The following is an 18,820-nucleotide window of genomic DNA, read 5'->3' on the forward strand; positions in this document are numbered from 1 at the left end:
TGTAGAGCGGGCCCGCGCTTTCGGGCGCGCCTCTCTACCCGACCGCCGGCGCCCTGGCCTGCCGGAGCACCCGGCCCAGCCGCTCCGCCACCACCTCCGCGCCGGCGGGCTTGCGCACCAGGGCGAAGGGGCCGCCGCGCTCGACCGAATCGAGCTGCTCGGGCAGCGCCTCGGCGGCATGGCCGGTGACCAGCACGGCTGGCAGGCGCGGCAGGCGCCGGCGGGCCTCCTCGACCAGGCCGAGCCCGTCCAGCCCGCCCGGCATGGCCAGGTCGGTGACCAGCGCATCGGGGTGCAACCCGCGGTCCAGCAGGGCGAGCGCCGCCGGGCCGCTGCCGGCGGCGGTCACCACGAAGCCGCGGTCGCCGAGCTCCGCCATCAGGATCTCCCGCACCTCCGGCTCGTCCTCCGCCAGCAGCACGGTCGCGGGCAGGTCGGTGGCGCAGGCCGGTTCGACGGATCGGGCGGCCGGCCGCGCCCCGGCTCCCGGCGTGACCGGCGAGGGCGGTGCCTGCGGCAGGATGAGCGCGACCGTGGTGCCCTGGCCGGGCGCGCTGCGGATGGTCAGCGCGCCGCCCGACTGCTCGGCGAAGCCGCGCGCCATCGCCAGGCCCAGCCCCGTGCCCTGGCCGCGTGGCTTGGTGGTGAAGAAGGGTTCGGTGACGCGCGCGAGCACCTCGGGCGACATGCCCTCGCCGGCATCCGACACGGATAGCCTCACCCAGTCGCCCGGCGCGAGCCCGGCCGCCGCCAGCGTCGCGCCATCGCGCACCGGATCGGCGCGGAACCGGATCTCGCCGCCTTGCGGCATGGCGTCACGCGCATTGTTCGCCAGGTTGACCAGCACCGCCTCCAGCTGGCCGCGATCGGCCCAGAGCGGGGGCAGCCCCGGCGGCGCCTCCACCCGCAGCGTGACGGCGGGGCCGAGCGCATGGCGCAGCATCTCGGCCAGGCTTTCCAGCAGCGGCGCGGGCGGCACCGCCTCGGCCTGCAGCGCGCCGCGGCGGGCGAAGGAGAGCAGCCGCGCGGTCACCGCGGCGCCACGCGCCGCGGCCTCGCCGGCCAGGGCGACGAAGCGCCTGGCCGCGGCAGGGTCGTCGGCCAGACGCTTCTCCGCCAGCCGCAAGCCGCCCTGCACCGCCTGCAGCACGTTGTTGAAGTCGTGCGCGATGCCGCCGGCGAGACGGCCGAGCGCCTCCATCCGTGCCGCCTCGGCCAGCCGCGCCTGGCTCGCGGCCAGCGCCCGGCCGCGCTGCTCGGCGAGGGCTTCGAGCTGCTCGGCCTCGCGCTCCAGCACCTGCGCGGCGCGGCGCATCGGCGTGACGTCGATCAGCGTGCCGATCATGCGCACCGCGCGGCCGGCCTCGAACTCCACCTTTCCCTGCGCGGCGACATGCCGCTCCACCCCGTCGGCCCGGCCGACCACGCGGAGCTCCAGCTCGAAGCGCCCGCCGCCGGCCGGGTCGAGTGCGGCGGCAAAGGCGGCGGCGGCGCGCTCCAGCTCCTCCGGCGGCAGGCCGGCCCGGAACGCGGCGCGCGAGGGCGCCACGCCCGCCGGCAGGCCCCAGAGCGCCCGCATCCGCTCGTCCCAGACCAGGCGGCCGCTGCGCAGGTTCCAGGCGAAGGTGCCGACATTGCCGGCCGCGAGCGCCAGGCGCAGCCGCGCCTCGCTCTCCGCCAGGGCCGCGTTCGCCGCCCGGCGCTCGGTGACATCGCGCGAGACGCCGCCGATCCGCAGCGGCCGGCCGCTCTCCGCATCGCGCTCCACCACGCCGCCGTAGGATTCCATCCAGAGCCAGCCATTGCCGTCCGCCCGGCGCACGCGGTACTCGATGCGGTAATGCGTCCTGGTGCCACCAGCCACCGCTTTGAAGGTGGCGCGGACGCGCGCGGCATCCTCGGGATGCACGGCGACGCGGAAGTAGTCCTCCAGCGTGTAGCCGGAGAGCGGCAGGTCGGGCCGCGGCTTCACCACGCGGCCGGCCCGCGCCATCGTGCCGCTTTGCAGGTCGAGCTCCCAGCTGCCGAGCCCGGCGGCATCGAGCGCGAGCCGCAGTCGCACCTCGTTCGCGCGCAGCGCCGCCTCGGCGGCGCGCTGCTCGGTCACGTCGGTGCTGGTGCCGAACCAGAGCATGATGCGCCCGGCCTCGTTGCGAACCGGCAGGGCGCGGGAGAGGAACCAGCGATAGGCGCCGTCCCGGCCACGCATCGGGAAGGTATCCTCCCAGGGTTCGCCGCTGGCGAAGGCGCGGGCGAGGCGGGCGACGACGCCGTCCACATGGTCGGGGTGGTGCACCGAGCGCCAGCCCCAGCCTTCCATCTCCTCCGGCGTGGCGCCGGTGTAGTCGTGCCAGCGGCGGTTGAACCAGAAGATCCAGCCATCCGGCCGGGCCATCCAGGCGAGCTGGGGGATGTTGTCGGCCATGGCGCGGAAGCGCGCCTCGCTTTCGGCCAGCCTCGCCGCCGCCGCCCGCTCCGCGGTCACGTCGCGGAAGAACACCACGATCCCGCCATCCGGGCGGGCGCGGCATTCGCCATGCAGGTGGCGGCCGAGGCGGGGATGGAAGGCATCGGCGGTGACGGTCACACGCTCCGCCATGCAGCGGCGGCAGGCGTCCCAGAACGGCCCGCCGGCGGCGTTCGGGAAGGCGTCCCACAGCACCCGGCCGCGCAGGTCGTCGCCCACGCCGAGAAGCGCCGCACCGCGGCCGTTGACGAAGGCGACGCGCCAATCGGGGGCGAGCACCAGCACCCCGTCGCCGGTCGCCTCCAGCACGCCGGCGAGTTCGGCCTCACGGCTGCGCAGCGCATCCTCGGCGGCGGCGAAGCCACGGCGGAGCTGTTCGAGTTCGGCGACGTCGGCGGCCGGCAGGGCGGCGGCCCCGCCCTGGCCCTTCCCGGTCGCGACAGCCAGCGCATGCTCGCGCAGCCGGTGCACCGGCCGGAGGATGCGGCGCGCGGCGACCAGTGCCAGCCAGCCGCCGAGCAGCAGGGCCAAGACGCCGCCGATCGCCAGGTTGATCAGCGGCCCCTGCCATGCGGCGGCGAGCACCGAAGCGGGTGCGCCCACGAACAGCCGCCAGCCGGGTGCCGAGGGCACCGCGTGAAAGGCATAGACGCGGGCAACGCCGTCCAGCCCGACGGCGCGGAACAGCCCGTCCTCCCGCCCGGTGAATCGCGGCACGTTCTCGGGTGCCAGCGGGCGGCCGGCGAGGCTGTCGTGCAACGCATCGGAGCGCGCCACCAGCACGTTGCGCGCATCGCTGACCGCGGCAATGACCCCTTGCGGCAGGCTCTGTGCCGCGAGCAGCCGGTGCAGCCGTTCCGCCTCGAGCGAGGCCGCGGCCATCAGCGCCACGCGACCGTCGGCGCCCTGTACCGGCACGCCGATGCCCGCGACCAGGCGCCCCGAGGCGGCGCCGGCGGCCAGGTTGCCGATGGCCGGCTCGCCGGTGGCGAAGACCCGGTCCACCAGCTCGCGCGCCCGCACTGGCGGACGGCCGGTGCCGAGCGGGCGCAGCGTGGTCATCACCAGCCGACCCTCGCGGTCCACCAGGCCGACCGGGGTGCCCAGCCGCTCCGAGACGCGGCGCGCCTGCGCGGCGATGGGCTGGGGATCGGCCGCCTCGGGGTCCGGCAGGAAGACGGGCGAGGTGGCGAAGGCCTGCATCGCGCCACTCAGCCCGGCGATCTCGCGGTCCACCGCCAGGGCGAGCGCCCGCGCGGTATCACTCAGGCGCCCCTCGGACGCCTGCTGCTGACTCCGGGCTGCCTGCCACGCGGCCGCGCCCGACAGCAGGAGGAGCGGCAGCAGCACGCCCAGCGCCAAGCCGAGCAACAGCGTGGCCAGCCTGCCCCCTTGCGGGCCGCCGGTGACGACAGCCGGCGGCGACATGTGCCGGGGCCCGGGTCGCGGCGGCTCGATGCCGGTCGCGTCCGCGCCATTGCGGGCCTCGGCGTGACCGGCAGCAAACGGGGGTTTCGGTGCGCGCACGGCCATCCGCCCGCCAGACTAGACCCCCGCCTCCGCACTCGCGGCCGCGCGAGCGATCACAACGGCGTGCGGCCGCCGGCCAGCTTGGCCGCCGCCGGAGGGGTCAGGCCTCGGCCTCGCGCAGTACTTCCCGCACTGGGCGGCGCACCGCGGCGATCGGGCGGGGCCCGCGGCCGATGCGCAGCAGGATCTGCGGCACGCCCGGCTCGCCGAGTTCCGCCGCCAGGCGCGGCCGCAGCGAAGCCACCTCGATCGACTGATTGAGGAAGGAGGCGGTGAAGCCGCCGGCGGTCACCGCCAGCAGCGTGCGCTGCAGCGCCTCGCCGGTGGCGATCCAGTCGCGCGGCGTGTCGCCCGGCGTTGCCAGCACCGCCAGCGCCGGCGAGCCCTCGGCCAGTTCCTGGTCCCTCGCCGCCTGGCCGGCGCCCATGTCGAAGGTGCGCACCACCAGCGCGGCGGCGAAGGTGAACAGGTCGGGCATCCCGAAGGCGGCGCCCGACAAGCCATCCCGCCCGGCCCCCCGGCGCGAGCGCATCCAGGCGGAAAGCTCGTGACGGAAGGCCGGGTCGGCCATCTGGATGCGGTCGCCTTCCGCGACCAGCGCCGCCAGCGCGTGTCGGCGGGCCGGAGCGTCGAACCAGTGCAGCCGGGCCGCGCCGGCCTCTTCCGCGGCGGCGATCGCCTCCACCCGCAGCGGTTCGGGCACCGGGTCGGGCGCGAAGGCGAAGCGGGTGGTGCGGCGCGCGGTGATGGCGCGCAGCAGCCGGGCGCTTGCGGGCGCGGCCGGGCAGGGTCCGAGACCGCGGATCGCCGCCAGCAGGTCGCGGTCGCCGGGATCGGGCAGCACCGTGACCTCCAACGCCTCGCCCAGCGCCGCGGCTGCGTGGCGAAGATTGGCCAGCGCGGCGCCGCAACTGATGGTCAGGGCGCGGTCCGCCGGGTCCACCACCGGCAGCGCGCGGGAGCGGTCGGCCCGCAGCTCCAGCAGATCATCGCCCCGCAGCCGGAACAGCCAGGGCTGGGTGTTGTGGCCTGAGGGCGCGAGGACCGCGTAGTTGAGCAGGAAGCGCAGCCGGGCGCCGCTGCCGTGGCAGTCGGCAAATCCCGCCGGGTCCACTGCCCAGGGGTCATCCATCAGGATGCTGTCCATGCCTGCTCCCCAAACGCGCCGCACCCGGGGTGGAGGATGGCGAAGGCCGCAGGCCGGCGGCCTTGCGCCCGGTCAACCCCGTCGGCCGGGGCGGGTCAATTGCCGGAGATTGGAAGCCACGCGGCGGTGCGCCGGGCGGAGGGCGGCGGCGGCCACCAGCTCCGGCCGGCTGCCGGCCAATGCCGCGCGACCGGCGGCCAGCGCGCCTTCGGCGAAGGCGCGCTGCTTCTCGGCCGCCATCGCCGCCAATGCGGTGGCGGCGCCCGCCGGCTCCGCCCAGAGCTGCGCGCTGCGCAGGGTGAACACCCAGCCGGCCTGCCAGGCGAGCCATGCGAAGTGGGCGGGATCGGTCATGCGGGAAGGGATCTCCTCAGGCCGGCACGGGTCCGCGGCGCGACGGCGCCGCCCGATCCGCGGTGTCAGAGTGCAGCGAGGATCGCTTCCGCCTTGCTGACCTCGAAGGCGCCGGCCGCCTCGACCCCGAGATGGGTGACCTTGCCGTCCTTCGCCACCAGGGCGAAGCGCTGGCAGCGGACGCCGAGGCCGCGCGCGGTGAGGTCCAGCTCCAGGCCGAGCGCCTTGGTGAAGGCCGCCGAGCCGTCCGCCAGCATCACGACATCCTCGCCGACGCCCTGGTCCTTGCCCCAGGCGGCCATCACGAAGGCGTCGTTCACCGCCATGCAGGCGATCAGGTCCACGCCCTTGGCCTTCAGCGCGCCGGCATTGGTCACGAAGCCCGGCAGATGCTTGGCGGAGCAGGTCGGCGTGAAGGCGCCGGGGACACCGAACAGCACCACCGTCCTGCCGCGGAACAGCTCGGCGGTGTCCACCTCCTTCGGTCCCTCGGCGGTGGCCTGCATGATCTTCACGGACGGAATCGCGTCCCCGACCTTGATCGTCATCGCTTTCGATATCCCCGGATATTGTCGGTTGCGGCATCATCTAGAGCGGATCGGCCGGCCGCGTCCATCGGCCGCCCGCCGGTCGCCCACGGGCCGGGCAACCCTGGCCGCGCTCGCGCCGTTCTTGCAGCGGCACCGTCGTGCCGCCATCTTCGAAGCCATGGCCAGGAAAACGCCAAAGCCCATCCCCGCAAGTGCTGGCATCGACCCCCGCGAGGGCTGGCTCACCGGCCAGTTGCTCGTCGCCATGCCGGCGATGCAGGACCCGCGCTTCGCCCGTGCGGTGATCTGCCTCTGCGCGCACTCCGGCGACGGGGCGATGGGAATCGTGCTGAACAAGCCGCTCGAGGGCCTGTCCTTCGAGGAGCTGCTGAAGCAGCTCAACCTCGACCCGGTGCCGCCGCAGCGGCGCATCCGGCTGGTCTCGGGCGGCCCGGTGGAGAATGGCCGCGGCTTCGTGCTGCACAGCGACGACTGGGAGACCGAGGGCAGCCTGAAGGTGCAGCCCGGCGTCGCGCTGACCGCCAGCGTGGACATCCTGAAGGCGATCGCCGGCGGCGGCGGCCCGCGCGAGGGGTTCCTCGCCCTCGGCTATGCCGGCTGGGGCCCGGGCCAGCTGGAGAACGAGATCCAGCAGAATGCCTGGCTCTCGGTGCCGGCCGATGAGCGCCTGCTGTTCGCCGCCGCGCCCGACCGGCTGTGGCGCGAGGCGCTGGCCAAGCTGCATGTGGATCCGGCTTTGTTGTCCGGGACGGCCGGGCATGCGTAGCACGCACGCCCTCAGGCGCCGGGCGCCGCCGCCCCGGCTCGCCGCGCTGGCGGGCCGCGTTCGCGGCCTCGGCCTGCCCGGGCGGGCCGCCTGCACTGCCGTGGTGATGGCGGTCTGACCCGCGCTGGGCGCGCTGGACGCGGCGCCGCGGCCTGTCAGACTGGCACCGATGTCCCGCACCCTCCAGGGCGTGCTGCTGCAGCTCGTGGCGCTCGCCCTTTTCGTCGCCATGGATGCGCTGCTGAAGGTGCTGGTGGCGAGCTACCCTGTGCCGCAGCTGATGTTCCTGCGATTCGTGGCCCACACCCTGGTGGTGGTGGTGGCGTTGCGGCTGATCACCGGATCGGTCCCCTGGCGCTCCCGCGCGCCCTGGCTGCAGACGCTGCGCAGCGCGACGCTGGCGGTGGCGAATGCTGCGCTCTCGGTCGCGCTGATCCATGTGCCGCTCGCCGATGCCACCGCGGTGATGTTCGCCGCCCCGGTGCTGACCGTGGCGCTGGCTGCGCTCTGGCTGGGCGAGCACGTCTCGGCACGCCGCTGGATCGGGGTGGTGATCGGGCTGCTCGGCGTCTTCGTGGCACTGCGCCCGCCCTTCCTCACCGGCGAGCCGCTGCACTGGGCGATGCTGCTGCCGCTGGTCACCGCCGTGGCCAATACCGCCTACCAGCTGCTGACCCGCCGGCTGGCAACGGTGGACGATCCACGCACGACCTTCGTGCATACCAGCCTTGCAGCCTGCGCGTTGACCGGCCTCGCCCAGCCCTTCGTCTGGGTGACGCCGGCGCTGTCCGACCTGCCCTGGATGCTGCTGCTCGGCCTGATCGGCGCCACCGGCCACTCCATCCTGGTGCTGGCCTTCGCCCGCGCGCCGGCCTCCATCCTGGCTCCAATGTCCTATACACAGCTGGTCTGGGCCGGGTTGGCGGGCGTTCTCGTCTTCGGCGACTGGCCGGATGGGTGGACGCTGCTCGGCGCCGGGGTGATCGCGGCCGGCGGCGTGCTGGTGGCGCTGCCGCAGCGGCGAAGGCCCCGCCCGGACGACGCAGGGGAACGATCCTGACGCGATCCCGACGTCCGATTGTCACGAAGCGCTTGCGCCCGGGGGCGCGAGGCACTAGCCAATCCGCCGCCGCCGGACACGGGTAATGAGCATCCGCACCGATTCCCCCGATCGCCACCATCCCCGCGCCGTGCTCGATGCCGCGGGCGTCCGCGACGCCTATCGGCGCTGGGCCGGCGTCTACGACCTGGTCTTTGGCGGCGTCTCCGCCCATGGCCGCCGCCGCGCGGTGGAGGAGGTCAACCGCCTGCCCGGCACCCGCGTGCTGGAAGTCGGCGTCGGCACCGGCCTCGCCCTGCCACGCTACCGGCCGGAGAAGCGGGTGATCGGCGTGGACCTCTCGCGCGAGATGCTGGCCAAGGCGGCCGAGCGCGTCCGCGAGGAGCGCCTGGCCCATGTCGTCGGCCTCTGCGAGATGGACGCCGAGCGCATGGCCTTCGCCGATGACAGCTTCGATATTGCGGTGGCGATGTTCACCGCCTCGGTGGTGCCCAACGCCAAGACGCTGTTCGCCGAGATGTCGCGCGTGGTGCGTCCCGGCGGGCACCTGCTGTTCGTCAACCACTTCGCCGCCGAGGCCGGGCTGCGCTGGTGGGCGGAGCGCAGCATGGCGCCGCTGGCCCGCCTGCTCGGCTGGCACCCGGATTTCGCGCTGAGCGACCTGCTCGACCCGCAGGAGATCCGGGTCGAGGCGATGGAGCCCTGCCAGCCGGCCGGGCTGTTCACCCTGCTGCGGGTGCGGAACCAGCCGGCAGCCGCGCTGGCCGCCGCGGCCTGAGCCCGCCGAACAGCGCGGCGCCCGCCACCATCAGCCCGCCCAGCGTGCCGATCACCCCGGCCGCGTTCAGCGCCAGGTCGATGCCGAGCACCGCCGGCACCGGCCCGGCCAGCGCATAGCCGACGGCGCCCAGCGCCGCGCCCAGCGCCGCGCCGCCCAGCACCTGCGTGTTGTAGCGGTCCGTCATCAGCCGCAGCGCCGCCGCCGGGCAGACCAGCATCGCCACCACCAGGATCGAGCCCACCGCCTCGAAGGCCGCAACCGCGGCGGCGGCGACCATCAGCGCCAGGCCGATCTCGATCCGCCGGCCGGGGATGCCGAGCGCCTGCGCATAGGCCGGGTCGAAGCAGATCAGCTTCAGCGGCCGCCAGATCAGCGCCACCGTCACGCCGACCGCCAGCGCCACCCCGGCCATCAGCCCGAGTTGCCGCGGCAGCGCCGACAGGGCCTGCGGATCGAGCAGGGCGGCGGCGGAGCGGCCCTCGGTCCAGACCAGCGTCTCGAGCTGGCCGAACAGCACGCAATCCAGGTCGAGGTCCACGGCGCGGGCGCCGGTCACCTCCAGCAGGACCAGGCCGATGGCGAAGAAGGTGGTGAACACCGCGCCGATCGCCGCCCCGGAATCCAGCCGCGCCACCTTCTGCACCACGGCGATCAGCGCCACCGCCGCGAGCCCCGCGAGCATCGCGCCGACCAGCATCGGCAGCCCGGCGCGCAGCCCGGTGACCGCGAAGCCGAGCACGATGCCCGGCAGCACCGCATGGGAGAGCGCGTCGCCGATCAGCGACTCGCGCCGCAGCACCAGGAAGGAGCCGAGCAGGCCGCAGGTCGTGCCGGCCATGATCGCCGCCAGCAGCGGCGGCAGGTCGAGCATGAGGAAATCGGAGAGGGTCATGTGTACGCCCTCAGGCGGCGGGCGGCCGCTCCGTTGCGCGTCGTTCGGTTCTGGCCGCTCATGCTGCTCATGCTCATCTGGTCCTTCTGCCGAGCGCATGCGGGCTGGCGGGGAGGGCGGAGGGCTCGGGCAGCAGGCGCGCGGCCATCTCGGGTGGCAGCCCGTGCTCGACGAGATCCGCCAGCCGGTCGGCCGAGGCGATGTCCGTCGCGCCGGCCGCCAGCAGGTGGTGCTCCACCGCGCGATGCGCCCGCACCGCGCGCCGCGCCGCGGTGGCGCCGCGTGGCGTCAGATGGACATGTCCCTCGGCGCGCGCGAGCAGGCCGCGCAGCCCGAGCCACCAGGCCAGGCGCCACGCCTTGCCCCGGCTCCAGCCACGCGCGCCCGCTACCGCGCCGAGCGGCGCCCAGCGGTCGCCCGCCGTTCCCGGGCCGGCGCCGGCGGCCTCCTGCGCTTCCCAGGCGGCGCGCAGGAAATGCTCGGTGTCGGCCGAGAGGCGGCGGCGCGTCAGCATCGCCAGCCGCGCGAGCAGCCCGCGCTCCGGCGCCAGCAGCAGCGCCAGGGTGAAGAAGCAGGCGGCGACCAGCACCACCGCGGCACCCGTCGGCACCTCCGGCCGCAGCGCCGAGAGCCAGGCGCCCGTCGCGCCGGCGATGCCGCCGGCGGTGGCCGCGATGGCCAGCATGCGCGGCAGGCGATGGGTCACCAGCCGCGCGGTGGCAGCCGGCAGCACCAGCAGCGCCACCACCAGGATCAGCCCCACCGCCTGCAGGCCACTGACGCAGACCAGCACGATCAGCCCGAGCAGCAGCAGGTCGCTGCGGTCCGTGCGAAGCCCCATGACGCGGGCGAAATCGGCATCGAAGGCCACCGCGCGCAGCCGCTGGAAGGCCGCCAGCACCAGCGCGAGCGAAACCGCCGCGACGCCGGCCGCGATCATCGCATCCTCCGCCCGCATCGCCGCCGCCTGGCCAAGGATGAACTTGGACAAGCCCGCCTGCGCCGCCCCCGGCAGCGTCTGCAGCCAGGACAGCAGCGCCGCGCCAAGCGCGTAGAAGGAGGAGAGCACGATGGCGATCGCCGCATCCTCGCGGATGCGCGTGGTGCGGGTCAGCGCCTGCACCGCCAGCACGCCGAGCAGCCCGGCGACCGCCGCGCCGGCCAGCAGCGGCGGCAGCGCGCGTGGATCGCCGCCGACCAGCGCGACGATCAGCGCGGCGACCGCCACGCCGGGCAGCGCCGCATGCCCGACTGCATCCGCCACCAGCGCCCGCCCGCGCAGCAGCGCGAAGGTGCCGACGGTGCCGGCGGCGACGCCCAGCAGTGCGCAGCCCAGCAGCACGACCGCGGTGTTGTAGGGGATCATGCCCCGCTCGCCTCGGCGCCGACGCGCGATTCCTCGAGCAGCGCCAGCCGCGCGCCATAGGTCGCGCCGATGTTCTGCGTGGTGAACACCTCCTTCACCGGCCCGGCCGCGAACACCCGCGCATTCAGCAGCAGCACGGAGGAGAAATACTCCGGCACCGTGCCGAGGTCGTGATGCACCGCCACCACATGCCGCCCCTTCGCCGCCAGGCCGCGCAGCACGCCGACGATCGCCTCCTCGGTCGCCGCGTCCACCGCCGCGAAGGGCTCGTCCATCAGCACAAGCTCGGCATCCTGCGCCAGGGCGCGCGCGAGGAAGACGCGCTGCTGCTGGCCGCCGGAGAGCTTGCCGATCTGGCGGTCGGCGAAGGCTTCCATGCCGACCTGGGCGAGCGCCGCCCGTGCGGCTTCCTTGTGCCGGCGGGGCATCATTCCCCACCAGCGCATCCGCGGGTAGCGGGCCATGCACACTACGTCGAGCGCGGTGGCCGGGAAGTCCCAGTCCACGCTGGCGCGCTGCGGCAGGTAGCCGACGCGGTCGCGCGCCTCCTCGAGCGGCCGGCCGAAGAAGCGCACCTCGCCCGAGAGCGCCGGCACCAGGCCGAGCGCGGCCTTGAGCAGCGTGGACTTCCCCGCCCCGTTCGGCCCGACGATCGCCGTCAGGCCCGGCGGCGCCGCCCAGGTGACGTCCCACACGGCCGGGCGCTCGCCATAGGCGACGGTCAGGTGGCTGACCGAGAGCGGGGCAGGCGGGGTCATGCTTGGTGCATCCGCTTCAGATCTCCGGTGCTCGCCGCCTTCGGCGGCTCCGCCCTCCGATCACCGGATGCAATCTGGCGCATCCGACTCAGATCTCCGGTGCTCGCCGCCTTTGGCGGCTCCGCCCTCCGATCATCGGATGCGGTCACGACGACAACCTCCCGTTCAGCCCGCGCGCCGGCGCCTGGCCGCCGAGAGCGCGGACGATGGTGGTGACATTGTGGTCGATCATCCCTTCATAGGTGCCCTCATAGGTGCCGGGCCGGCCCATCGCGTCGGAGAACAGGTTGCCGCCGAGTGCCACCTGGTGGCCGCGCGCCGCGGCGCCCTCGATCAGCGCGCGCACCGCGCGGTCCGGCACCGAGGTCTCGGCGAAGACCGCCGGCACGCGCTGGCGCACCAGCTTGCCGACCAGCTCCTCGATCGCCGCGAGATTGGCCTCCGCCTCGGTGGAGAGGCCCTGGATGCTCTCGACCTCCAGCCCGTAGCGCGCGCCGAAATAGGCGAAGGCGTCATGCGCGGTGACCAGCACGCGTGCATTGTCGGGCACCGTCGCGATCGCCTCCTTCGCGTAGGCGTCGAGCCGGGCGAGCCGTTCGCGGAAGCGCGCCAGATTGCCGGCGAAGACCTCGCGCGACTCCGGGACGAGCCGGCCGAGTGCGGCCTCCGCCGCGCCGGCGGCCTCGGACCAGAGCGCCGGGTCCATCCAGACATGCGGGTCGGCGGCGTCGGGATAGTCAGGGTTGGCGCGCAGCTTCTCGCGCGGCAGCGATTCCGCCAGCAGCACCACCACCTTGCCGGATTGGCGCACGCGCTCCAGCACGTCGCCCATCCGGCCTTCCAGGCGGTGGCCGTTGCCGAACACCGCGTCGGCGCCGAGCAGCTTGGCGATGTCGGCGCGGGTCGGCCGGAACAGGTGCGGGTCCACGCCCTCGCCGATCAGCGTCTCGGCCCTGACACGCCCGCCCGAAACCTCCCGCACCACGTCGCCGACCATGCCAACGGTGGCGATCACGCTGCGCGGCGCGCCGCCACGGCCCGCCTGGGCCAGGGCGGGCAGGGGCAGGGCCGCAGCGAGGGCGCCGAGCAGGGCGCGGCGCCGGACAGATGAAGGAGTGTTTACATGTAGGAGTGTCGAGACGTTATCCCTGTTCATATGTTCAGATATTCCCTGTTTTTTCAATAACTTCTCTGTTGTGCGCAGGTTGGGCGGATCGCTGCCGCCGTCAAGTGCGAAGGCGTGCCGGGTAGGATGCTGGACGCGCGGGCGGCGACGGCGGATGCTTGGGCGACAGCAACGGAACGTCGCGATGGCCGTGCGGGACCGGATCGCCGAGGACCAGGTGGTGGAGCTGGCGGAGATGTTCCGCCTGATGAGCGACCCGACGCGGCTGCGCATCATCCTCGCGTCGCTGGACGCGCCCGTCCCGGTGGGCGAGATGGCGGAGCGGCTGAACATCTCCGCCTCTCTGGTCTCGCACCATCTGCGGCTGCTGCGCGCGGCGCGCCTGCTGCAGGCCGAACGGCGCGGACGGCAGGTCTTCTACGTCGTTGGCGACAGCCATATCCGCTCGATGCTCACCGACATGGTTGACCACGTCGCCGAGGGCGAGGCCGAGGCGGAGGCCGCGCCCGGCGGGTGAGCGCGGCAAGGCCGTCTTGCCTTTCCAATCCCTGGCCTCACTTGTGCGGTGCGAAGTCGGCTTCTATAGGTCGGTCGTGGGGAGCATGAGGCGACGCGGTCCGCGATTGGCCGCGTGCGCCCCCTTGCCCAGCCCCACCCATGGCAGGTTGAAAAAAACCGCGCGGCCCTGGCCGTAGCGGCGGGACGGCAGAATGAGGCAGGCAATCAGCGCTCTCATGCAAAGGATGGCCCGGGTCGCCGGGACCGTCGCAACGGGGCTGGCGTTGCTGGCTGGTGGTGCCGGCGCCGCGCTGGCGCAGGCGGCGGCCGAGCCGCCGCCGATGATCGGCGCGCCGCTGCCCTGGGGCATCGGGCTGCAGCCCTCCGGCGGGCCGATCAAGGATGCGATCTCCTCGTTCAACTCGCTGGTGTTCTGGATCATCGTGGTGATCACGATCTTCGTGGCCGCCCTGCTGGTCTGGGTGATGTGGAAATACCGCGCGAGCGCGAACCCGAACCCGTCCAAGACCAGCCACAACACCATGCTGGAGATCGCCTGGACGGTGGTTCCGGTGCTGATCCTGGTGGTGATCGCGATCCCGTCCTTCCGGCTGATCTACTACCAGGATCGCGCGGTGGACGCGGAGATGACCATCAACGTGCAGGGCCGCCAGTGGTACTGGCACTACGGCTACCCCGACCATGGCAACTTCAACTACGACAGCTATCCGGTGCCGAACGAGGAGATCGCGGCGGGCCAGATCCGCAGCCTCTCGGTGGACAACCCGCTGGTCGTGCCGGTCGGTGCCAACATCCGCATCCTGACCACCGGCCAGGACGTTATCCACAGCTTCTTCGTGCCTTCGCTCGGCGTGCAGAAATACACCATTCCCGGCCGCACGCTGGAGACCTGGATCCGCGCCGACCGCCCCGGCATCTACTATGGCCAGTGCAACCAGATCTGTGGCGTGAACCACTGGTTCATGCCGATCGAGGTCCGCGCCGTGCCGCGGGAGGAGTTCGAAGCCTGGGTCGCGCAGGCCCGGACGCGCTTCGCCCAGGGTCTGCCGCCTGGCCCGCCACCCTCCGCCCTGGCGCAGCAGCAGCCCGCCGAAACCACTCTCGCCGAGGCGCGCCGCTAAGGCGCGCCCCTGAACCGCAAGGATCGGACACACCCCGATGGCGACCGCCTCACACGCCCACGACGAGCACCACGACCACAAGCCCGGCTTCGTGCAGCGCTGGCTGTTCAGCACGAACCACAAGGATATCGGCACCCTCTACATCGGCTTCTCGATCTTCGCGGCGATCATCGGCGTCGGCCTGTCGCTGCTGATGCGGCTCGAGCTGCAGCAGCCGGGGATGCAGATCTTCGCCGACGGGCAGATGTGGAACTCCTTCGTCTCGGCCCACGGCCTGATCATGGTGTTCTTCGTGGTCATGCCGGCGCTGATCGGCGGGTTCGGCAACTGGTTCGTGCCGATGATGATCGGCGCGCCGGACATGGCCTTCCCGCGCATGAACAACATCAGCTTCTGGCTTCTGGTCCCGGCCTTCCTGATGCTGGGCGCCAGCCTGTTTGTCGCCGAGGGGCCCGGCGGCGGCTGGACCATCTACCCGCCGCTGACCGACAACACCTATCACCCATCCATGGCGATGGACCTGGCGCTGTTCTCGCTGCACCTGGCGGGGGCGAGCTCCATCCTCGGCGCGGCGAACTTCATCACCACCATCTTCAACATGCGCGCACCCGGCATGACGCTGCACAAGATGCCGCTGTTCGTGTGGTCGATGCTGGTCACCGCCTTCCTGCTGCTGCTGGCGGTGCCGGTGCTGGCGGGCGCGATCACGATGCTGATCACCGACCGCAACTTCGGCACGGCCTTCTTCGACCCGGCCGGTGGCGGCGACCCCGTGCTGTTCCAGCACCTGTTCTGGTTCTTCGGCCACCCCGAGGTCTACATAATGATCCTGCCGGCGTTCGGGATCATCTCCCACGTCGTCAGCACCTTCAGCCGCAAGCCGGTGTTCGGCTACCTCGGCATGGCGTACGCGATGGTGGCGATCGGCTTCGTCGGCTTCATCGTCTGGGCGCACCACATGTACACCTCGGGCATGAACGTCGATACGCGCGCCTACTTCATGGCGGCGACGATGGTCATCGCGGTGCCGACCGGCATCAAGATCTTCAGCTGGATCGCCACCATGTGGGGCGGCAGCCTGAGGTTCGAGACGCCGATGCTGTTCGCCATCGGCTTCATCTTCCTGTTCACGGTCGGTGGCGTGACGGGCGTGGTGCTTGCGAATGCCGGCATCACCCAGATCCTGCACAACACCTACTACGTGGTGGCACACTTCCACTACGTGCTGAGCCTGGGCGCGGTGTTCGGCATCTATGCCGGCATCTACTACTGGCTCGGTAAGATGTCGGGCCGCCAGTACCCCGAGAAGCTGGGCCAGATCCATTTCTGGCTGACCTTCGTCGGCGTGAACCTGACCTTCTTCCCGATGCACTTCCTGGGCAACCAGGGCATGCCGCGCCGCTACCCGGATTATCCGGACGCCTTTACCGGCTGGAACCTTGTTGCCTCGGTCGGGTCCTACATCTCGGTCGCCTCCTTCCTGTTCTTCTTCTATGTGATCTACGTGACCTTCACGAAGGGTGCGAAGGCGGCCGCCAATCCCTGGGGCGAGGGCGCAACCACGCTCGAATGGCAGGTCAGCTCCCCGCCGCCCTTCCACACCTTTGACGAGTTGCCGCGCGTTCGCTGAACACGCGCGGAACCAGCTCCCGCGCCAGGCGTGACCTGGCGCGGACCCGGAGGACGCCAGCATGAGCGGCGCAACCATCGAGAAGGGGGGGGCGCGAGCCCCCCTCGATGCATATCAGGCCGACCTCTCCGAGGTCCGCGACTGGATCGCGCTGCTCAAGCCGCGCGTGCTGACGCTGGTGGTCTTCACCGGCATCATCGGGCTGCTGGTCGCGCCGGTGAGGCTGCCGCCGGCGCTGGCGGTGGCCGCGATTCTCTGCATCACGGTTGCCGCCGGCGCGGCGGGCGCGTTGAACATGTGGTACGACCGCGACATCGATGCGGTGATGCGCCGCACCGCGCGCCGGCCTATCCCGGCCGGCCGGATCGCGCCGAATGCCGCACTCGGCTTCGGGCTGACGCTCGCCATTGCGTCGGTCGCCGTGATGGGCCTCGCCACGAACTGGGTGGCGGCGGGCTGGCTGGCCTTCTCGATCCTGTTCTACGTGCTGGTGTACACGATGTGGCTGAAGCGGCGGACGCCGCAGAACATCGTGATCGGCGGCGCCGCCGGCGCCTTCCCGCCGCTGATCGGCTGGGCGGCCGCGACCGGCGACGTCTCGCTGGTGCCGCTGCTGCTGTTCGCCATCGTCTTCATGTGGACGCCGCCGCATTTCTGGGCGCTGAGCCTCTGGGCGCATGGCGACTACGCCCGCGCCAAGGTGCCGATGCTGCCGGTCACCCATGGCGCGAGGGAAACCCGCAAGCAGATCCTGCTCTACACCGTCGCGCTGTTCCCGCTCGGCCTGGCGCCCTGGCTCGTCGGCTTCAGCGGGCCCGCCTACGCCTTGGTGGCGGCGATCCTCGGCGCTGCCTTCCTTTGGCATGCGGTCCGCGTGCTGCGGGAGAAGCAGGACGAGGCGGGCCGCAGCCTGGTCAATGACGCGGCGGCACGGGCGACCTTCCGCTTCTCGCTCTACTACCTGTTCGTGCTGTTCGGCGCGCTCGCCGTGGACAAGCTGTGGCTGTCATGACCCCCGAGGAACGCGCCGCCTTCGAGAAGCGCCGCCGCGCGCGCAACTGGGCGATCCTGCTGACGCTGATCGCGCTGGTCGTGCTGTTCTACTTCATTTCGATGGCGCGGCTGCTGCGGACTTGAGCGCAGCAGCCGCAGGAGCCAAGTGACGACCATGGACGCCGAACGCCGAACTCTCCTCGCCAGGCGCAACCGCCGCGTCGCCACCGGTGTCTTCGCCGTGGTGTTCGGGATGGTCGGCGTCTCCTTCGCCGCGGTGCCGCTCTACGATCTGTTCTGCCGCGTCACCGGCTTCAACGGCACGCCGATGATCGGCCAAGCGGCACCCGCCCAGGCGGGCGAGGCGCTGGTCACCGTCCGCTTCAACGCCAATACCCAACCCGACCTGCCCTGGCGCTTCGAGCCGGCGCAGCCTTCGGTGCAGCTGCGCGTCGGCGAGGAGGGAATGGGCTTCTATCATGCCCGCAACCTGTCGGACCGGCCGGCCACCGGCGTCTCCACCTACAACGTCACGCCGGAAGTGGTGGGCAAGTATTTCCACAAGACCGCCTGCTTCTGCTTCGAGGAGCAGACGCTCGCTCCGGGGCAGCAGGCCGACATGCCGCTGGCCTTCTGGGTGGACCCGCGGATCGCCGAGGATCCCAACACCCGTGGCATCCGCACCATCACGATCAACTACACCTTCTTCCGCAGCCTGAACGATGCCGAGCGTGCCGGTGCACTGGCCAATGCCGGCCCGCATGTCGGCCGCCAGGGCCCGCCCACGGCGACGCGCTGATTCTGCCCTCCACCGGGCACCGTTCAGCCCGTCGCGGGCTTGATCTGCGGCGGCTTTTCGCGGATTGATGCCGGCACAAGGCCAGGGGCGCGAAGCCCCGGCGCGACCACCCAGGACGAGCGATGGCAAGCCATAGCGAGACGGGCGCAAGCCCCTACAAGCACCCCTATCATCTGGTGGATCCCTCGCCCTGGCCGCTGCTCGGCGCCTTCGCCGGCGGTGCGCTGGTGCTTGGCATCATCCTGGTGGCGCACAACAACAGCTGGTGGATGCTCGGCGTGGGCCTGGCGTCGATGCTGGCGGTGATGTTCTTCTGGTGGCGCGACGTGCTGAAGGAGAGCCGCGACGCCTCCATGCACACCCCGGTGGTGCGGCTCGGCCTGCGCTACGGCATGGTGCTGTTCATCGCGTCGGAGGTGATGTTCTTCGTCGCGTTCTTCTGGGCGTATTTCCACTTCGCACTCTTCCCGAACCATGTCTCCGGAGCGGAGACGGCAATCTGGCCGCCATCCGGGGTGCACACCTTCGACCCCTTCGGCCTGCCCTTCCTGAACACGATGATTCTGCTGCTGTCCGGCACGACCGTGACCTGGGCGCACCACGCCCTGCTGCAGAACGACCGCAAGTCGCTGATCACCGGCCTGGCGCTGACCGTGCTGCTCGGCATCAGCTTCACCGGCTTCCAGCTGTTCGAATATTACGAGGCGCCGTTCGAGTTCACCGGCGGCATCTATCCCTCCACCTTCTTCCTCGCGACCGGCTTCCACGGTTTCCACGTGTTCGTCGGCACCTGCTTCCTGGCGGTGTGCCTGGTCCGCGCCATCCGCGGCCATTTCTCGCCCGAGCGCCATTTCGGCTTCGAGGCGGCGGCCTGGTACTGGCACTTCGTGGACGTGGTGTGGCTGTTCCTGTTCATCTTCATCTACTGGTGGGGCGCCGGCGTCATCGCCGAGCACTGAG

Annotated in this window: 19 protein-coding genes; 11 read left to right on the top strand and 8 right to left on the bottom strand. The window is 72.1% G+C overall.

Annotated elements, in window-relative coordinates; translation table 11 throughout:
* Window positions 1-34 precede the first annotated feature (34 nt).
* The 4 genes from ACESM1_RS14530 to ACESM1_RS14545 all read right to left on the bottom strand — a co-directional run bounded on the left by ACESM1_RS14530 (window position 35) and on the right by ACESM1_RS14545 (window position 6,046).
* Window positions 35-3,895 (bottom strand): PAS domain-containing protein, encoded by a 3,861-nt coding sequence (locus ACESM1_RS14530; protein WP_372621179.1) that lies wholly within the window; start codon window positions 3,893-3,895, stop codon window positions 35-37.
* Between the two features lie 202 nt (window positions 3,896-4,097).
* Window positions 4,098-5,144, bottom strand: coding sequence for an Acg family FMN-binding oxidoreductase (locus ACESM1_RS14535; protein ID WP_372621181.1), 1,047 nt, complete (start codon window positions 5,142-5,144; stop codon window positions 4,098-4,100).
* A 72-nt stretch (window positions 5,145-5,216) separates the two neighbouring features.
* The gene (locus tag ACESM1_RS14540; RefSeq protein WP_372621182.1) at window positions 5,217-5,498 is read right to left on the bottom strand and encodes a hypothetical protein; all 282 of its coding nucleotides are present in this window, start codon (window positions 5,496-5,498) and stop codon (window positions 5,217-5,219) included.
* A 65-nt stretch (window positions 5,499-5,563) separates the two neighbouring features.
* The gene (locus tag ACESM1_RS14545) at window positions 5,564-6,046 is read right to left on the bottom strand and encodes a peroxiredoxin (protein WP_372621184.1); all 483 of its coding nucleotides are present in this window, start codon (window positions 6,044-6,046) and stop codon (window positions 5,564-5,566) included.
* Between the two features lie 160 nt (window positions 6,047-6,206).
* On the opposite strand from ACESM1_RS14545, the gene ACESM1_RS14550 reads away from it, so the two are divergent.
* The 4 genes from ACESM1_RS14550 to ACESM1_RS14565 all read left to right on the top strand — a co-directional run bounded on the left by ACESM1_RS14550 (window position 6,207) and on the right by ACESM1_RS14565 (window position 8,653).
* Complete coding sequence (locus ACESM1_RS14550) at window positions 6,207-6,815, top strand: YqgE/AlgH family protein (protein WP_372621186.1); 609 nt, start codon at window positions 6,207-6,209, stop codon at window positions 6,813-6,815.
* A complete protein-coding gene (locus ACESM1_RS14555; protein WP_372621187.1) occupies window positions 6,808-6,933 on the top strand; it encodes a hypothetical protein in 126 nt (41 codons plus the stop codon). The genes ACESM1_RS14550 and ACESM1_RS14555 overlap by 8 nt, the downstream gene beginning before the upstream one ends.
* Before the next feature lie 51 nt (window positions 6,934-6,984).
* Window positions 6,985-7,875 carry a DMT family transporter gene (locus ACESM1_RS14560; protein WP_372621188.1) on the top strand — a complete coding sequence of 297 codons (891 nt, stop codon included), beginning with the start codon at window positions 6,985-6,987 and terminating at the stop codon, window positions 7,873-7,875.
* 85 nt (window positions 7,876-7,960) lie between these two features.
* The gene (locus tag ACESM1_RS14565) at window positions 7,961-8,653 is read left to right on the top strand and encodes a class I SAM-dependent methyltransferase (RefSeq protein ID WP_372621190.1); all 693 of its coding nucleotides are present in this window, start codon (window positions 7,961-7,963) and stop codon (window positions 8,651-8,653) included.
* On the opposite strand, the gene ACESM1_RS14570 is transcribed toward ACESM1_RS14565, so the two are convergent.
* The 4 genes from ACESM1_RS14570 to ACESM1_RS14585 form a co-directional block, all read right to left on the bottom strand.
* Window positions 8,598-9,548, bottom strand: a complete 951-nt coding sequence (locus ACESM1_RS14570) for a metal ABC transporter permease (RefSeq protein WP_372621192.1) — start codon at window positions 9,546-9,548, stop codon at window positions 8,598-8,600. The genes ACESM1_RS14565 and ACESM1_RS14570 overlap by 56 nt on opposite strands.
* A gap of 73 nt (window positions 9,549-9,621) precedes the next feature.
* Entirely contained in the window at window positions 9,622-10,914 is a 1,293-nt protein-coding gene (locus tag ACESM1_RS14575; RefSeq protein WP_372621193.1) for a metal ABC transporter permease, read from the bottom strand.
* Window positions 10,911-11,672: a metal ABC transporter ATP-binding protein gene (locus ACESM1_RS14580; protein WP_372621195.1), complete on the bottom strand. Its 762-nt coding sequence runs from the start codon at window positions 11,670-11,672 to the stop codon at window positions 10,911-10,913. The genes ACESM1_RS14575 and ACESM1_RS14580 overlap by 4 nt, the downstream gene beginning before the upstream one ends.
* Window positions 11,673-11,817: 145 nt before the next feature.
* Window positions 11,818-12,687, bottom strand: a complete 870-nt coding sequence (locus ACESM1_RS14585) for a metal ABC transporter solute-binding protein, Zn/Mn family (RefSeq protein ID WP_372621197.1) — start codon at window positions 12,685-12,687, stop codon at window positions 11,818-11,820.
* A 295-nt stretch (window positions 12,688-12,982) separates the two neighbouring features.
* On the opposite strand from ACESM1_RS14585, the gene ACESM1_RS14590 reads away from it, so the two are divergent.
* The 7 genes from ACESM1_RS14590 (at window position 12,983) to ACESM1_RS14620 (ending at window position 18,819) form a co-directional block, all read left to right on the top strand.
* The gene (locus tag ACESM1_RS14590; RefSeq protein WP_372621199.1) at window positions 12,983-13,315 is read left to right on the top strand and encodes an ArsR/SmtB family transcription factor; all 333 of its coding nucleotides are present in this window, start codon (window positions 12,983-12,985) and stop codon (window positions 13,313-13,315) included.
* A 217-nt stretch (window positions 13,316-13,532) separates the two neighbouring features.
* Complete coding sequence (gene coxB / locus ACESM1_RS14595; RefSeq protein WP_372621200.1) at window positions 13,533-14,438, top strand: cytochrome c oxidase subunit II; 906 nt, start codon at window positions 13,533-13,535, stop codon at window positions 14,436-14,438.
* A gap of 37 nt (window positions 14,439-14,475) precedes the next feature.
* Window positions 14,476-16,068, top strand: a complete 1,593-nt coding sequence (ctaD, locus tag ACESM1_RS14600; RefSeq protein ID WP_372621201.1) for a cytochrome c oxidase subunit I — start codon at window positions 14,476-14,478, stop codon at window positions 16,066-16,068.
* Between the two features lie 61 nt (window positions 16,069-16,129).
* Window positions 16,130-17,080 carry a heme o synthase gene (locus ACESM1_RS14605; RefSeq protein ID WP_372621203.1) on the top strand — a complete coding sequence of 317 codons (951 nt, stop codon included), beginning with the start codon at window positions 16,130-16,132 and terminating at the stop codon, window positions 17,078-17,080.
* Window positions 17,077-17,205, top strand: coding sequence for a hypothetical protein (locus ACESM1_RS14610; RefSeq protein ID WP_372621205.1), 129 nt, complete (start codon window positions 17,077-17,079; stop codon window positions 17,203-17,205). The genes ACESM1_RS14605 and ACESM1_RS14610 overlap by 4 nt, the downstream gene beginning before the upstream one ends.
* 31 nt (window positions 17,206-17,236) lie before the next feature.
* Window positions 17,237-17,860 (top strand): cytochrome c oxidase assembly protein, encoded by a 624-nt coding sequence (locus ACESM1_RS14615; RefSeq protein WP_372621206.1) that lies wholly within the window; start codon window positions 17,237-17,239, stop codon window positions 17,858-17,860.
* A 122-nt stretch (window positions 17,861-17,982) separates the two neighbouring features.
* On the top strand, window positions 17,983-18,819 hold the full coding sequence (locus ACESM1_RS14620) for a cytochrome c oxidase subunit 3 (RefSeq protein ID WP_372621207.1): 837 nt from the start codon (window positions 17,983-17,985) through the stop codon (window positions 18,817-18,819).
* Window position 18,820: the final 1 nt, after the last annotated feature.

Origin of the sequence: Falsiroseomonas sp. (genome assembly GCF_041690465.1) — a bacterium.
Classification (GTDB): Bacteria; Pseudomonadota; Alphaproteobacteria; order Acetobacterales; family Acetobacteraceae; genus Falsiroseomonas.